This is a genomic window from Arsenicicoccus dermatophilus (assembly GCF_022568795.1).
Lineage (GTDB): Bacteria > Actinomycetota > Actinomycetes > Actinomycetales > Dermatophilaceae > Arsenicicoccus > Arsenicicoccus dermatophilus.
This window is the reverse complement of record NZ_JAKZHU010000001.1, coordinates 2,129,653-2,145,607: the sequence shown is the minus strand read 5'-3', so window position 1 is coordinate 2,145,607 and position 15,955 is coordinate 2,129,653. Positions and strand designations below refer to the sequence as shown.

Annotated in this window: 9 protein-coding genes; all 9 read left to right on the top strand. The window is 73.9% G+C overall.

The annotated features are described in order from the left end of the window. Window positions 1–57: 57 nt before the first annotated feature. The 9 genes from MM438_RS09855 to proB all read left to right on the top strand — a co-directional run bounded on the left by MM438_RS09855 (window position 58) and on the right by proB (window position 15,917). Complete coding sequence (locus MM438_RS09855; protein WP_241452293.1) at window positions 58–3,285, top strand: MFS transporter; 3,228 nt, start codon at window positions 58–60, stop codon at window positions 3,283–3,285. A gap of 157 nt (window positions 3,286–3,442) precedes the next feature. Further along, entirely contained in the window at window positions 3,443–4,873 is a 1,431-nt protein-coding gene (locus tag MM438_RS09850; RefSeq protein ID WP_241452292.1) for an amino acid permease, read from the top strand. 90 nt (window positions 4,874–4,963) lie between these two features. After that, window positions 4,964–7,828, top strand: coding sequence for an FAD-binding and (Fe-S)-binding domain-containing protein (locus MM438_RS09845; protein WP_241452291.1), 2,865 nt, complete (start codon window positions 4,964–4,966; stop codon window positions 7,826–7,828). 63 nt (window positions 7,829–7,891) lie between these two features. After that, a complete protein-coding gene (locus tag MM438_RS09840; RefSeq protein ID WP_241452290.1) occupies window positions 7,892–8,659 on the top strand; it encodes a TIGR03936 family radical SAM-associated protein in 768 nt (255 codons plus the stop codon). Between the two features lie 376 nt (window positions 8,660–9,035). After that, entirely contained in the window at window positions 9,036–12,314 is a 3,279-nt protein-coding gene (locus MM438_RS09835) for an Rne/Rng family ribonuclease (RefSeq protein ID WP_241452289.1), read from the top strand. A gap of 206 nt (window positions 12,315–12,520) precedes the next feature. Further along, the gene (gene rplU, locus MM438_RS09830) at window positions 12,521–12,829 is read left to right on the top strand and encodes a 50S ribosomal protein L21 (protein ID WP_241452288.1); all 309 of its coding nucleotides are present in this window, start codon (window positions 12,521–12,523) and stop codon (window positions 12,827–12,829) included. Window positions 12,830–12,877: 48 nt separating this feature from the next. Then, entirely contained in the window at window positions 12,878–13,132 is a 255-nt protein-coding gene (gene rpmA, locus MM438_RS09825) for a 50S ribosomal protein L27 (protein ID WP_241452286.1), read from the top strand. 141 nt (window positions 13,133–13,273) lie between these two features. Beyond that, window positions 13,274–14,803, top strand: a complete 1,530-nt coding sequence (gene obgE / locus MM438_RS09820; protein WP_241452285.1) for a GTPase ObgE — start codon at window positions 13,274–13,276, stop codon at window positions 14,801–14,803. A 4-nt stretch (window positions 14,804–14,807) separates the two neighbouring features. Then, window positions 14,808–15,917 carry a glutamate 5-kinase gene (proB, locus tag MM438_RS09815; protein WP_241452284.1) on the top strand — a complete coding sequence of 370 codons (1,110 nt, stop codon included), beginning with the start codon at window positions 14,808–14,810 and terminating at the stop codon, window positions 15,915–15,917. Window positions 15,918–15,955: the final 38 nt, after the last annotated feature.

Sequence of the window (15,955 nt, the reverse complement as noted above, 5' to 3'; positions counted from 1 at the left end):
CAGCCCTCGACGACGCGGGCCCCACCCTCGCCACGTCAGCAGGAAAGCGCAGGCCCCGTGACCCAGACCACCCGGTCCCAGACCCCCTCCCCGTCGGCGGCCCCGCCGTCGCCGCCCGCCGCCGCGCACCGGGCGACCCCCGCGCCGACCACCCTCGAGTCGGGCATGACCCACAAGGAGGTCCTGGAGGCGCTGAGCGGCCTGATGCTCGGCATGTTCGTCGCGATCCTGTCCTCCACGGTCGTCTCCAACGCGCTGCCCACCATCGTCACCGAGCTCCACGGCTCCCAGTCGGGCTACACCTGGGTCGTCACCGCCACCCTGCTCGCCACCACCATCTCCACCCCGATCTGGGGCAAGCTGTCCGACCTGGTCAGCAAGAAGCTGCTGGTGCAGCTCGCGCTCGTGCTGTTCGCGGCGGCCTCGATGGCCGCCGGCCTCTCGCAGAACATGGGCACCCTGATCACGATGCGCGTCTTCCAGGGCCTGGGGGCAGGCGGCCTCACCGCGCTCAGCCAGGTCATCCTCGCCATGATCGTGTCGCCGCGCGAGCGCGGCCGCTACTCCGGCTACCTCGGCGCGACCTTCGCCCTCGGCACTGTGGCCGGTCCCCTGATCGGCGGCGCGATCACCGAGCACCTGTCCTGGCGCTGGTGCTTCTACGTCGGGGTTCCCTTCGCCGTCCTCGCGATCCTCGTGCTGCAGAAGACGCTGCACCTACCCACCGTGCGGCGCCGGGTGCACATCGACTACCTGGGGGCGATCCTGCTCGCCGGGGGAGTCTCGTCGCTGCTCGTCTGGGTCACCCTCGCCGGCGACAGCTTCGACTGGTGGTCCTGGCAGACGGGCGCTATGGTCGGCGGCGGCATGGTGCTCCTCGCGCTGACCGTCATGGCCGAGCAGGTCGCTCCCGAGCCGATGATCCCGCTGCGGCTCTTCCGCAAGCCGACGATCGTCCTGTCGTCCCTCGCCAGCCTGTTCGTCGGCATCGGCATGTTTGCCGGCACGGTCTTCCTCGGGCAGTACTTCCAGCTCGCCCGGGCGCAGTCGCCCATGGAGGCCGGCATCGCGACGATGCCCATGATCCTCGGGCTGTTCCTGTCGTCCATGATCTCCGGCCAGGTCATCACCCGGACCGGGCGGTGGAAGGCCTGGCTGTGCGCGGGCGGCCTGCTGATGACCTCGGGCCTGGGGCTGCTCGGCCTGCTGGCCTACGACACGACCTACTGGATCGTCGCGGTGTGGATGTTCCTGCTCGGCACCGGTCTCGGCATGATGATGCAGAACCTCGTCCTGGCCGTGCAGAACGAGGTGCCCCCGAGCGACCTGGGGGCCGCCTCCTCCTTCGTGGCCTTCGCCCGGTCCATGGGCGGCGCCATCGGCGTCTCCGCGCTGGGCGCGTTGCTCGGCACCCGGCTCAAGGACCACCTCGTCGAGGGCTTCGCCGCGGCGCGGATCAACCCGGGCTCGGCGCTCGGCGGCGGCCTGCCGCACGTCTCGGCGCTACCCGTCCCCGTCCGGTCGATCGTGCAGGTGGCCTACGGCCAGGGGCTGTCCGAGGTCTTCCTCGCCGCGGCGCCGTTCGCGCTCGTCGCCTTCCTGATCACCCTGTTCATCCGCGAGACCGAGCTGCGGCGCACCCCGCTTCCCGAGGCAGGTCAGCAGGCGGCGGAGGAGTCCGGGGTGGAGCAGGTGTGGAACGCGCCGGCCGACCACGACCACGAGGAGCGGCTGACCCGCGCCGAGTGGCGCGAGCGCGAAGGCATGGCCGGGTCCTGGACCGCGGGTGCCACGCGGACCCTCGTCGAGGTGTCGTCCGCGGACGACACCGAGGAGGCGCCGTCCCCGGACTCGACCCTGGCGGCAGCCGGCGAGGACGCCGTCGCCGTGGTCGGACACGCACTGGTGGGTGTCGTGCGTCGGACGGGCGGACTCCCCGTCCCCGGCGCCTGGGTGACGGTCACGGACGCCTCCGGCGGCCAGGTCGGGCGCACCCGCACGGACGACGACGGTTCCTTCCACCTGGCGCTCGGGTCCGGTGGTGCCTACCTGGTGATCACGTCCGCCGACGGCATCGCGCCGACCGCCTCGCTGCGCGAGGTCGGGTCCCGTCCGGTGCAGCACGACGTGACGCTGCGGGGGACGGCCCGCCTGGCCGGTCGCGTCCTGCAGCGGGGCACCGAGGGCGACCACACCTGGGCGGTCCCCGACGCGCAGGTCATCCTCACCGACGCCACCGGCGAGGTCGTCGACCGCCAGGTCGCAGGGGCCCAGGGGGAGTACGCCTTCGGCGAGCTCGACGGCGGGTCCTACGTCCTGACCGTCCGCGCCGGGGCGCACCGGCCGGCCGCGCACGCGATCACGGTCGGCAGCTCGCAGGGCGCGGTCCACGACGTGGTCCTGGCGCCGCGGGGAACCCTCGAGGGCCGCGTGGTCGACGCCGCCGACGAGCGCCCCGTCGACCGGGCCGTCGTCACGCTCACCGACGGGTCCGGTGCGGTCGCCGCCCGCACCGAGACGGCGCCGGACGGGGGCTACCGGCTGGCCGACGTCCCGGCCGGTCGTTATCTGCTGACCGCGTCGGGCTACGCCCCGGTCAGCTGCGAGGTGACGTCGTCGACGGCGGCTCCGCCGAGCACACGATCCAGCTGGGCCAGGTCTCTCGGGCCTGAGCGTGTCCCGGAGGTCCCCGCCCGTCCGCGCCGGGCGGGTGGGGACCTCCGCCTGTCCCCGCGGTCCGGCGCGGCGGCATGCCGCAGCAGCCCCCCACGCACCGCGGCCCCGGACATGCGCCTCGCCTTCGGGGACCTTCTGCAGGTCAGGGCCTCATCGGGCGTCGTGGGGCCTATCGTGTCGGTGTCACCGCCACCCGGGAGGCCGCGCCCGGACCGTCCCCGAGGAGCACCCGTGCTGGGGTCCATCGCCACCGGATTCGAGATCGCCGGATCGGCTGTCCTGGTCGCGGGTCTGGTCCTCGCCACCCTCATCGCCGTCCGCGTCCTGCTCGTCGCCCGGGACGGTCGCCAGGCCTACCGGTTGTTCCGCGAGGCCTTCGGCGGGGGGATCCTCGTGGCCGCCGACCTGGTCCGCACGGTCGCCGTGGAGCCGACGCTGCGGTCCGTGGCCACCCTGGGGCTGATCGTGCTGATCCGCACCTTCCTGTCGTTCTCCCTGGAGATCGAGATCGACGGCGTCCCGCCGTGGAGGCGCGCGCTCGTCAGCGGCGCGGAGGTCGCCGGACGGGCCGTGCGCGAGGGTGCGGCCGTCCGTGCGCCCCAGCCCTGAGCGGGTGCCCCGCCCGGTCCGGCCCGATCCGGCGCAGCGGCGGCCCCGCCGCAGACGTCCGCCGCGCACCAGGACACGCAGGTCGTGTCGCCCTGCGTCCGACGACGGCCCGACATAACCTGCGGTCACCTCACGGCGACCGGACGGAGCACGGGACATGAGCACGGACAACTCTCACGGACGGGGCATCTGGCGCCGCAAGCGGGTCGACCAGCTCACCGAGGACACCGAGGCCGGCGGCCTGCGCCGCTCGATCGGGCTCTGGCAGCTCACGGCCATCGGGGTCGGGGGCATCATCGGGGCCGGCATCTTCACCCTCGCCGGCACCGTCGCCAGCGGGGCCGAGGGCGGCCTCGGGGTCGGCCCCGCGGTGCTGATCTCCTTCCTGATCGCCGGGGTCGCCTCGGCCGCCGCCGCCCTGTCCTACGCCGAGTTTGCCGGCCTGATCCCCCAGGCCGGCTCCGCCTACACCTACGGTTATGCGGTGCTGGGGGAGGTCGTCGGGTGGGCGATCGGGTGGGACCTGCTGCTCGAGTACACCGCGATCGTGGCGGTGGTCGCCATCGGCATCTCGGGCTACTTCAGCTACCTGCTCGCCCAGCTCCACCTCACCCTGCCTGCCTGGATGATGGGCGCCCCCGGCACCGGACCCGGTCACCGGGTGGACCTGTTCGCGATGCTCCTGTGCCTGTTCACGGCATACTTGCTGACCCGCGGGATGAAGAACGCCGCCCGCTTCGAGACCGTCGTCGTCGCCCTCAAGGTCGCGATCGTGCTGCTCGTGGTGGTCGTGGGCGCGTTCCAGATCCGGACCGCCAACTACACGCCCTTCGCGCCCGCCGGTCTGGGCGGTGCGATGACCGGCGCCGCCACGGTCTTCTTCGCGGTCTTCGGCTACGACGCGATGTCTACGGCCGCGGAGGAGTCTGTCGACGCCCGGCGCCACCTGCCCCGGGCGATCATCTACTCGCTCGCCATCTCGATGGTGCTCTACGTCCTCGCCTGCCTGGTGCTCACCGGCATCCAGAGCTACACCGAGATCGATCCCACGGCGGGCTTCTCCGCGGCCTTCGCCCATGCCGGGATGAGCGGGCTCGGCACCGTCGTCGCGGTCGGCGCGGTCGTCGGCATCCTCAGCGTGCTGTTCACCTTCATGCTCGGCGTCACCCGGGTGTGGTTTGCCATGAGCCGTGACGGGCTCCTGCCGGCGTGGTTCGCCAAGACCGACCCGGTGCGTCACGTCCCCGCCCGCGTCACCTGGATCGTCGGCGTCGCCTCCGCGCTCATCGCGGGGCTCATGCCGATCGCCGAGGCGGCCGAGCTCACCAACATCGGCATCCTGCTGGCCTTCGTGGTGGTCTGCTTCGCCGTCGTCCGGCTGCGGCGCACCCGGCCCGACCTGCCTCGCACCTTCCGCTGCCCGTGGGTGCCCGTGGTGCCGCTCGTGGGGATGGCCTTCAGCCTGTGGCTGATCACCTACCTGCAGTGGCAGACCTGGGTGCGGTTCGGCGTGTGGTTCCTGGTCGGCATGGCGATCTACCTCGCCTACGGCCGCACCCACTCGGTGCTGGCCCGTGACGACGGCTGAGCCGTCCTCGGGAGGTGAGCCGCCCACCGGACCGGTCCGTCGCCCGGGTGCCGGCTCCCCTCCTACGGGCCGATCCGGGAGGATGAGGGCATGACCGCCGTGCCCACCGCCGAGCTGCTGCAGGACCTCGCCCGGGCGGGGGTGCGTGACGTCCGGGCCGACGACCTCACCCGGGGGATCTACGCCACCGACGCGTCGCTCTACCGCGTGGCACCCCAGGTGGTCGTCCTGCCGCACGACGCCGCTGAGGTCGCAGCCGTCCTGGACGTATGCCGTCGCACGGCGACTCCCCTCACCAGCCGCGGGGCGGGCACCTCGTGCGCGGGCAACGCCGCGGGTCCTGGCGTGGTGCTGGACTTCTCGCGGCACATGGGGCGGGTCCTGTCCCTCGACCCGCAGGCCCGCACCGCGGTGGTGCAGCCGGGCGCCGTGCACGCCACCCTCCAGCGGGCGGCGCTGCCGCACGGCGTGAGGTTCGGTCCGGACCCGTCCAGCCACACCCGGTGCACGGTCGGCGGGATGATCGGCAACAACGCCTGCGGCAACCGGGCGCTGGGCTACGGCCGCACCTCGGACAACGTCGTCGGGCTGCGGGCGCTGCTCGCCTCCGGTGACGAGCTGCGCTGCACCACCGGGGTGCTCGGCGACCCGCCCACGGTCGCGGGCGCGCCCGACGTGGTCGCCGGCCTCCGGGAGGTGACCGGGCAGCACCTGGCCACGATCCGCACCGAGCTGGGGCGCTTCGGTCGGCAGGTGTCCGGCTATGCCTGCGAGCACCTGCTCCCCGAGCGGGGACTCGACGTGGGCCGGATGCTCGTGGGCTCGGAGGGGACCCTCGCCGTGGTCACCGAGGCGACCGTGCGGCTGGTGACCGACCCCGCGGCGCGGACGCTGGTGGTGCTGGGCTTCGACGACATCTACGCCGCGGGCGACGTGGCGCCGCTGATGCGTGAGCTGGGGGCCGTCGCCTCGGAGGGGATCGACCGGCGGATCGTGGACGTGGTGCGGGCCCGGCTCGGGGACCAGGCCGTGCCGGACCTGCCCGACGGCGACGCCTGGCTCTTCGTGGAGCCCGTGGGCGACAGCGCCGAGGAGGTCCGCGAGCGCGCGCTCGCCCTGGTCGCGCGGGTGGGAGCACGCTCCCACCGGATCGTCGACGACCCGCGAGAGGCTGCGGCCCTGTGGCGGATCCGCGAGGACGGCGCCGGGCTGGCAGGCCGCACCCCGCGCGACCGCCCGGGCCACGCCGGGTGGGAGGACGCGGCCGTGCCGCCGGAGTGCTTCGGGGCCTACCTGCGTGACGTCGACGCGCTGCTCGCCGAGCATGACCTGACCGGGCTGCCCTACGGCCACTTCGGCGACGGCTGCCTGCACGTCCGGCTCGACTTCCCGCTGGACCGCCCGGGCGGGACGGGGGCTTTCCGCGCGTTCCTCCTGGCCTCCGCGGATCTCGTCGCGCGGTATGGCGGCTCGGTGTCCGGCGAGCACGGCGACGGGCGGGCGCGCTCCGAGCTGCTGCCGCGGATGTACTCCCCGCAGGCCATCGACCTCTTCCGCGGCGTCAAGGCCGCGATGGACCCCACGGGACTGCTCAACCCGGGCGTGCTCGTCGACCCCGACCCGGTCGACGCGCACCTGCGAGTCCCTGCCGCCCAGGTGATCTCGACCCGGACCGAGCGACTCGCCTTCGGCTATGCCGCGGACGACGGGGACTTCACCCAGGCGGTCCACCGCTGCACCGGTGTGGGGCGGTGCCGGGCCGAGCACCCCGCCGGATCGGCGTCGGTGATGTGCCCGTCCTACCTCGCCACCCGGGAGGAGAAGGACTCCACCCGTGGGCGGGCGCGGGCGCTGCAGGAGATGCTGAGCCCCTTCTCCCAGATCCAGGACTGGCGCTCGCCCGCGCTGCACGAGGCGCTGGACCTGTGCCTGTCCTGCAAGGGCTGCGCGTCGGACTGCCCCACCGGCATCGACATGGCGACCTACAAGGCCGAGGTCCTGCACCAGACCTATCGTGGTCGCCTGCGGCCCCCCGCGCACTACGCCCTGGGGTGGCTGCCGGCCTGGAGCCGGATGGCGGCTCGCGCCCCGCGGCTGACCAACGCCCTGATGGCCGCGCCCGGGGTCGCCCGCGTCGGCACGAGGGCCGCGGGCGTGGACCCGCGCCGCTCCCTGCCGCGCTTCGCGACCCAGACCTTCCGGGCGTGGTTCGCCGAGCAGGAGCCACCCGCCGGTCCGGCGCCGCACGGGCAGGTCGTCGTCTTCGTGGACTCCTTCGTCGAGCACTTCGCGCCGCAGGTCGGGCAGGACGCGGTGGCGGTGCTGCGGGCGGCGGGATACGAGCCTGTGGTGACCGGCCGCCAGGTGTGCTGCGGGCTGACCTGGATCTCGACGGGTCAGCTCGACGCGGCGCGTCGCATCCTCGGCGGCTCGGTGGCCGAGCTGGAGCCGTGGGTGGCGCGCGGGGTGCCCGTGGTGGGCCTGGAGCCCTCGTGCACCGCCGCCCTGCGCCACGACGCCGTCGAGCTGCTCGGGACGGAGGCGGCCGCCCGCGTCGCCGGGGGAGTGCTCACCCTGGCCGAGCTGCTGCAGCGCACCGAGGGGTGGGCCGCGCCGGACCTGTCGGGCCTGGAGGTCGTCGCCCAGCCGCACTGCCACCACGCCTCGGTGCTCGGGTGGTCGCCGGACGCCGAGGTCCTGCGCAGCTCGGGGGCGCGGGTGACCCGGCTCGGAGGGTGCTGCGGGCTGGCGGGCAACTTCGGGGTCGAGCAGGGGCACTACGAGGTGTCCGTGGCGGTGGCCGAGCAGCAGCTGCTGCCCGCCCTACGGGCTGCCGCCCCGGGCGCGATCCTGCTCGCCGACGGGTTCTCCTGCCGCACCCAGGCCGCGGACCTCGCCGGGCGCGAGGGGGTGCACCTGGCGACCCTGCTCGCGGCGCACCTGCCCGACGCCTGACCCGCATCCGCTCGGCGCGCGGACCACGGGCAGCACGCCGCCGCTCCCGTACCCTTGGGCCTCATGGCTCGTCAGCGCACCCCCGAAGGCCCTCCTCCGCCGCCCGCGGTCCAGAAGATCCGGCTGCGCTACGCGAAGCGGGGACGGCTGCGGTTCAGCTCGACCCGGGACTTCCAGCGGGCCCTGGAGCGGGCGCTGCGCCGGGCGGGCGTGCCGATGGCCTACTCCGCGGGCTTCCACCCGCACCCCAAGATCAGCTATGCCAACGCCGCGCCGACGGGAACCGCGTCCGAGGCGGAGTACTTCGAGATCGCGGTGACCGAGCGTGTCGACCCGGACCGGGTCCGCGCCGCCCTGGACCTGGCCCTGCCCGAGGGGATCGACGTCCTGGAGGCCGCGGACGCGCTGCCCGGATCGCTCGCCGACCGGCTGCTGGCCTCGGAGTGGATCGTCGAGCTGCGTGGCCTGTCGGAGGAGCAGCGCGGGCAGGTCGAGCGCACCGTGGCGGCCTTCCGGTCGGCCGAGCAGGTGGAGATCAGCCGTATGACGAAGTCCGGGCTGCGGACCTTCGACGTGCGCTCCGCGGTCCTCGACCTGGACCTGGACACCGCCGCCGGCCGTGCCCGCAGCGCGGGGGTGGCCACGAGCGAGGGCGCGGTCCTGCTGCGGGCGATCGTCCGTCACACCACGCCCGCGGTGCGACCCGACGACCTCGTCACCGCCCTGCGGGCGACGGGGGAGGGGCTGCCCGAGGTGACCCCCCTGATGACGCGGCTGGTGCAGGGGCCCCTCGACGAGGCCGACCTGGCGATCGGAGATCCCCTCGTCTGAAGACCCGGGCGCCACGCCGAAGGTGACCGTGCGTGGTCGCCGACGGGCTGGACGGAGGTCGTTGTGCGATACTGACCGCGGTCACGATGCGTTCACCCCGCATCGCCGACCCGACGACATCACAACGGACGACGCGGTGATGCGGCCGCAGGCCGCCCGTCCCGCCGAGACCCAGCCACGTGGCGGTCTCGTGAGGCCCGTTGCGGATCGCCGGCACCGGAGGTGACGCGCCTGGCGCGAGCCATGCCGGTGTAGCAGACGACTTCCGTCGTCGGGGCAGCCGCCTCGTCGACGACGACGACCGCGCACCACGCGGTGGCGAGGCGCATCCTGCGCCACGGGTGGACGTCATCCGTGGTCGAGAAGGGATCGCCGCATGGCACCCGACCAGCAGGACGCACCCGACACCACCACCGAGGTGCACGAGGGGCTGCCCGTCGACCGGCAGCCCGGCCAGATCGCCGAGACGGGCACCAGCCCGGTCGTGCAGACGCAGGCGGCGCCCGAGTCCACCGGCGCCGAGCCGGGCACCGACCCGACCACCACCGGTGAGGACGGCGCCGCGGAGCCGGCAGCCGGCGAGGCCCCGGCGGCCGAGCCTGCCCCCGCCAAGCGCGCCACCCGCGCCCGCAAGACCACCGCCACCAAGCGCGCCCCGCGCAAGACCGCGGCCAAGAAGGCCGCGGCGGCCCCCGTGCCGGTCGAGCCCGACGCTGCCGAGGACTCCCTGGGCACCCCGGGCACCGAGGTCGACGGTGGCGACGCCCGGGCCACCGCCGCCACCCTCCCGGACGAGCAGCCGCCCGTCCGCAAGCGCGCCCGCCGGGCGACCAAGAAGGCCGCGGCCGTCACGAGCACCATGACCGACTCCCTCGCCGGGGCGGACTCCCCCGAGGCCCCGGTGCCCGGTCTGACCTCGGGGACCGCGACCGACGAGGTCGTGCCCGCCGCCGCGGACGAGGCCCGGCCCGCGGCTTCCGCCGAGCACGAGTCCCCCGCCGCGCCCGACGAGGCACAGCGGGTCGCGCAGATCGCCGTCGAGGTCGATGCGGAGGAGTCCGACGACGAGGTCGCGGATCTGGCCCTGACGGTCCTGGGCGACGACGAGCTCGACGACCTGATCGCCACGATCCCGGTCACCCCCGCCGGGGACGAGTCCCCGGCGCCGTCCTCGCCGTTCGGTTTGCTCTTCCAGGCTCCCGACACCACCGCCGTGCGTCGTCACCGCCGCGCCACCTCGCCGAGCGTCGACCCCTCGACGGTCCAGCGTGACGAGGTGGTCGAGCGTGCCGACCGCGACGCTCCCCGCGACGACGTGTCGCCGCAGACCGCGGCCGAGCCGGCCGTCGAGGACGGCGACGACGAGTCGACCCCCCGGCGCCGCCGTCGCGGGGGCAAGGGTCGCCGCCGTGGCGGCGAGGACGAGCTCGAGAGCTCGGGCACCGACGAGGCCGGTGACGAGTCGACCGACGACGTCGCCGAGCCTGAGGCGTCCGACGACGGGGACGACGACGAGACCGCCGGCGGGTCCCGCCGGGGCCGCCGGCGCCGGGGCCGCAAGGGCCGTGGCGACCGGGCCGGCGAGACGGACACCGACGAGACCGAGACCGAGACCTCCGAGGGTGACGAGGACGACGAGGGGACCAGCTCGAGCCGTCGTCGGCGCCGTCGTCGCCGCTCCGGGGCCGGTGGCGGCGACGAGGACCCGCCGGGCACCGTCACCAAGGTGCGGGACGCGCGCCGCGGGGAGGCCACCGGCATCAAGGGATCGACCCGCCTGGAGGCCAAGAAGCAGCGCCGCCGCGAGGGCCGCGAGGCCGGTCGTCGCCGCACGATCATCACCGAGGCGGAGTTCCTGGCGCGCCGCGAGAGCGTGGAGCGCACCATGGTGGTCCGGGACGCGGGCGACCGCACCCAGATCGCGGTGCTGGAGGACGGCGTCCTCGTCGAGCACTACGTCTCCCGTGAGCAGTCGGCGAGCTCGACCTCGATCGCGGGCAACATCTACCTCGGCCGGGTGCAGAACGTCCTGCCCTCGATGGAGGCGGCCTTCGTCGACATCGGCAAGGGGCGCAACGCGGTCCTGTATGCCGGCGAGGTCAACTGGGATGCCGCGGGCCTGGAGAACGGTCAGGCCCGCCGCATCGAGAACGCCCTGCGCTCCGGCGACACCGTGCTCGTCCAGGCCACCAAGGACCCGATGGGTCACAAGGGCGCGCGCCTGACCTCGCAGATCTCGCTGCCCGGCCGCTACCTCGTCTTCGTCCCCGGCAGCTCGATGACCGGGATCAGCCGCAAGCTGCCCGACAACGAGCGCGCCCGGCTCAAGAAGATCCTCAGGGAGGTCATGCCCGCCGACGCCGGCGTGATCGTCCGCACGGCGGCCGAGGGGGCGAGCGAGGAGGAGCTGCGCGCCGACGTCGCCCGCCTCACCCACACCTGGGACGAGATCCAGGCCAAGGCCAAGGCGCCCCGCACCAGCGCCCCGTCGCTGCTGCACGGCGAGCCGGACCTGACCGTCCGGGTCATCCGGGACGTCTTCAACGAGGACTTCTCCTCGCTGGTCGTCTCCGGCGAGCAGGTATGGCGGACGGTCTCGTCGTACGTCGAGTCCGTGGCCCCGGACCTGGCGCCGCGCCTGGAGCGCTGGACGGGGGAGAAGGACGTCTTCGCCGGGCACCGCATCGACGAGCAGCTGGCCAAGGCCATGGATCGCAAGGTCTGGCTGCCCTCGGGCGGCTCGCTGGTCATCGACCGCACCGAGGCGATGACGGTCATCGACGTCAACACCGGCAAGTTCGTCGGCCAGGGCGGCAACCTCGAGGAGACCGTCACCAAGAACAACATCGAGGCGGCCGAGGAGATCGTCCGTCAGCTGCGGCTGCGCGACATCGGCGGCATCATCGTCGTCGACTTCATCGACATGGTCCTGGAGTCCAACCGCGACCTCGTGGTGCGCCGCCTGGTCGAGTGCCTGGGCCGCGATCGCACCAAGCACCAGGTCGCCGAGGTCACCTCCCTCGGCCTGGTCCAGATGACCCGCAAGCGGGTGGGCACGGGGCTCATCGAGTCCTTCTCCACCACCTGCGAGCACTGCAACGGCCGCGGCATCCTCATCTCCTCGACCCCGGTCGCCCCCGGCACCGAGTCCGGTGTGGACCACGGCGAGGAGCGTGGTGGCCGCCGCGGGCGCAAGGGCAAGGGGCAGTCCGCGCAGGCTGCCCAGCCCGCGCGGTCCGAGGCGCGCCCGGAGTCCCGCTCCGAGTCGCGGAGCCGGGTGGAGGACGCGGGCCCGACGCCGGCGCAGATCGCGGCGGCGGCCCACGCCGCGGCGATGGCGGCCGCCCAGCCGGGAGCCGACGACGACGCGCCCGCCAGCGCCGACGAGGTCGCCCGCGCGATCGACGAGGCCATGTCCACCGCCCTTGGCACCCCCGCGGGCGGACAGCCCGACGTGACCCCCGTCGACGGCACGGAGGCGGCCGAGGTCTCCGGGCCGGACGCGCCCGGGGGGCCGACCGAGGACGAGGGGGTCGCCGTACCGGCGAGCCCACTCCTCGCCCAGGAGCCGGCCCCGGAGAAGCCGCGCCGTCGCAAGCGGGGCCGCGTGGTCGCCCCCGCCGGCCCTCCGAAGCCGCTCGCGACCGACGACTGAGCACGATCGACCACCCGTGGGGCCCCGGCCGGAGATTTGGCCGGGGCCCCACGGCGCGGGTACGCTAGATCTTCGGTGCGTCCACCGTCCCCCGCGCGACCTCGACACAGTGTCAGGTCCCGGCCGAGCCCCGCTCGGCCCTGCGATCGGGGGCCGGTCAACGAAGTGGCTGCCGTGCACATCCTCAACAGAAGCGAGTCTGCAACATGTATGCGATTGTTCGCGCAGGCGGGCGCCAGGAGAAGGTCTCCGTGGGCGACGTCCTCATCGTCGACAAGGTGACCACCAAGCCCGGCGAGTCCATCGAGCTCCAGCCCCTCCTCGTCGTCGACGGCGCCACCGTCACCAGCGACGCCGACGCGCTGGCCAAGGTCACGGTCAAGGCCGAGGTCGTCAAGGCGACCAAGGGCCCCAAGATCGTCATCCAGAAGTACAAGAACAAGACCGGCTACAAGAAGCGTCAGGGTCACCGTCAGCCGACGACCCAGATCAAGGTCACCGCGATCGAGGCCTGAGCCTCCTCGCCCACCCCAGCTCACACGGATTCGAAGGCAGGCTTACTCATGGCACACAAGAAGGGTGCTTCCAGCTCCAAGAACGGTCGCGACTCCAACGCGCAGCGCCTTGGCGTCAAGCGCTTCGGCGGCCAGCTCGTCAACGCCGGCGAGATCATCGTCCGCCAGCGCGGCACGCACTTCCACCCCGGCGCCAACGTCGGCCGGGGCAAGGACGACACGCTGTTCGCCCTCACCCCCGGTGCGGTCGAGTTCGGCACCAAGCGCGGCCGCAAGGTCGTCAACATCGTCGCCGGAGCGTGACGATCCCGGGCTGAGGCCCGCAGCGCAGACCCACGCGAGGGTGCAGGCCACGTGCCTGCACCCTCGCGGCCTGTCACGGGCGAGAAGCGTCCGTCGTTACCCTGGGAGCCGGACCGGCTGCCACCTGGAAGGACACACCTCATGGCGAGCTTCGTCGATCGCGTGACCCTGCACGTGCAGGCCGGCAACGGCGGGCACGGCGTCGCGTCCGTGCACCGCGAGAAGTTCAAGCCGCTGGGGGGCCCCGACGGGGGCAACGGCGGCCGCGGCGGCTCGGTCGTCCTGCGCGTCGACCCGCAGAAGACCACGCTGCTCGACTACCACCACGGCCCGCACCGCAAGGCCGGCAACGGCAAGCCCGGCGAGGGCGACGAGCGCAACGGCGCCGACGGCGAGGACCTGGTGCTCGGCGTCCCCGCCGGCACCGTCGTCAAGGACAAGGACGGCCGTCTGATCGCCGACCTGGTCGCCATGGGCGAGGAGTTCGTGCTCGCCCGCGGTGGCCGCGGCGGGCTCGGCAACAAGGCCCTCGCCTCGACCCGGCGCAAGGCCCCCGGATTCGCGCTGCTCGGCGAGCCGGGCGACGAGCTCGACGTCGTGTTGGAGCTCAAGACGCTCGCCGACGTGGCGCTGATCGGCTTCCCCTCCGCGGGCAAGTCCTCCCTCGTGTCCGTCCTGTCCAGCGCCCGGCCCAAGATCGCCGACTATCCCTTCACCACCCTCGTGCCCAACCTCGGTGTCGTCACGGCGGGCTCGGCGCGCTACACCATCGCCGACGTCCCCGGCCTGATCCCCGGCGCCCACGAGGGCAAGGGCCTGGGTCTGGAGTTCCTGCGGCACGTGGAGCGCTGCTCGGTGCTCGTGCACGTCGTGGACTGCGCCACCCTCGAGCCGGACCGCGACCCGATGAGCGACCTCGAGGCCATCGAGCGCGAGCTGTCGCTCTACGTCCCCGACGAGACGCTCGGCGGCCGCCCGCTGACCGAGCGCACCCGCATCATCGTGCTCAACAAGGCCGATGTCCCCGAGGCCGAGGAGCTCGCCGAGTTCGTGCGCCCGGACCTGGAGGCCCGCGGCCTGGAGGTGCACGTCGTCTCCGCGGTCGCCCGCACCGGGCTGAAGGACCTGACCTACTCCCTGGCGCGTCACGTCGAGGCCAGCCGGCGCGAGGTCGAGGCAGTCGTCCCGCAGCGGATCGTGCTGCGCCCCAAGGCCGTCGACGACCAGGGCTTCACCATCCGCAAGGAGAACACCTCCGACGGCGTGGTCTACCGCATCGTCGGCGAGCGACCGACCCGCTGGGTGCGGCAGACGGACTTCAGCAACGACGAGGCCGTCGGCTACCTCGCGGACCGGCTCGGGCGCCTCGGGGTCGAGGAGGAGCTCTACAAGGTCGGCGCGGTCGCCGGGGACACGGTGCTCATCGGTGCCGAGGACGACGCCGTCGTCTTCGACTGGGAGCCCACCGTCGCGTCGGGTGCCGAGCTGCTCGGCCGCCGCGGCACCGACCTGCGCCTCGAGCAGGCCGAGGGTGCCTACCGACCCACCCGCGCCGAGAAGCGCGAGGAGCTCGCCGACCTCAAGGCCGCCCGCCGCGCCACGGCCGCGGAGCTGGCCGCCGAGCGGCGCGCCGGCCACTGGGCCACGGTCCGGGACGACGAGGACGACTGAGCCGATGCCGCGGGAGCTGATCACGCGGGCGGGCCGGATCGTCGTCAAGGTCGGCTCGTCCTCGCTCACCGGGGCCGACGGCGACCTCGACCTGGCGGCCATCGACCGCCTGGTCGGGGCCATCGCCGCGCGCCGCGCCGCCGGCGCCCAGGTGGTCCTGGTCTCCTCGGGCGCCATCGCCGCCGGGCTCAACCCGCTCGGGCTCTCCCGGCGCCCCCGCGACCTGGCGACCCAGCAGGCGGCCGCCGCGGTGGGGCAGGGCGCCCTGGTGGCGGCCTACACCGCAGCCTTCGCCGATCACGGGGCCCGGGTCGGGCAGGTGCTGCTCACCGAGATGGACGTCACCCGGCGCTCGCACTACGTCAACGCCCGGCGGACCCTGGTGCGGCTGCTCCACCTCGGGGTGGTCCCCGTCGTCAACGAGAACGACTCGGTGGCCACCCAGGAGATCCGGTTCGGCGACAACGACCGGCTGGCCGCGCTGGTGGCGCACCTGGTCAAGGCCGACGCCCTGGTGCTGCTCTCCGACGTCGACGCGGTGTATGACGGACCGCCGACGCGGCCGGGCGCCCGCCGCATCCCCGTGGTGGCGTCGCCCGCCGACCTGGAGGGGATCGTGGTCGCCGGCTCCGGCAGCTCGGTCGGCACGGGCGGGATGACCACCAAGCTCGAGGCCGCCCGCATCGCCGCAGGCGCCGGCATACCCGCCGTCGTCACCTCGGCAGCCCTCGCGGGCGAGGTCCTGGCGGGCGAGGAGGTCGGGACCCTGTTCACCGCGGCCCCGGTGCGCCCGCGGGGGCGGCTGCTGTGGCTGCAGCACGCGTCCGACGCCAAGGGGCAGCTGGTCCTGGACGCGGGGGCCGTGGCGGCCGTCGTGCAGCGGCGCACCTCGCTGCTGCCGGCCGGGATCGTCGCCGTGTCGGGGTCCTTCGACGAGGGCGACGCCGTGGACGTGGCCGACGAGGCGGGGCGCGTCGTGGGTCGTGGGCTGGTCAACTACGCGTCGACGGAGCTCCCCGCCATGCTCGGCAAGAGCACCCGGCAGCTGGGGGAAGCCCTCGGCGAGCACTACCGCCGCGTGGTGATCCACCGCGACGACCTCGCCCTGCTCTGACGCCGACCGCGGACCTCCTGGGTCAGCGGCAGGGGTGG

What these genes read in the sequence shown, in the direction of transcription:
- MM438_RS09850 (WP_241452292.1), top strand. Translation starts at nt 3,443, where the DNA reads ATGAGCACGGACAACTCTCACGGACGGGGCATCTGGCGCCGCAAGCGG.
- MM438_RS09845 (WP_241452291.1), top strand. Translation starts at nt 4,964, where the DNA reads ATGACCGCCGTGCCCACCGCCGAGCTGCTGCAGGACCTCGCCCGGGCG.
- MM438_RS09840 (WP_241452290.1), top strand. Translation starts at nt 7,892, where the DNA reads ATGGCTCGTCAGCGCACCCCCGAAGGCCCTCCTCCGCCGCCCGCGGTC.
- MM438_RS09835 (WP_241452289.1), top strand. Translation starts at nt 9,036, where the DNA reads ATGGCACCCGACCAGCAGGACGCACCCGACACCACCACCGAGGTGCAC.
- rplU (WP_241452288.1), top strand. Translation starts at nt 12,521, where the DNA reads ATGTATGCGATTGTTCGCGCAGGCGGGCGCCAGGAGAAGGTCTCCGTG.
- rpmA (WP_241452286.1), top strand. Translation starts at nt 12,878, where the DNA reads ATGGCACACAAGAAGGGTGCTTCCAGCTCCAAGAACGGTCGCGACTCC.
- obgE (WP_241452285.1), top strand. Translation starts at nt 13,274, where the DNA reads ATGGCGAGCTTCGTCGATCGCGTGACCCTGCACGTGCAGGCCGGCAAC.
- proB (WP_241452284.1), top strand. Translation starts at nt 14,808, where the DNA reads ATGCCGCGGGAGCTGATCACGCGGGCGGGCCGGATCGTCGTCAAGGTC.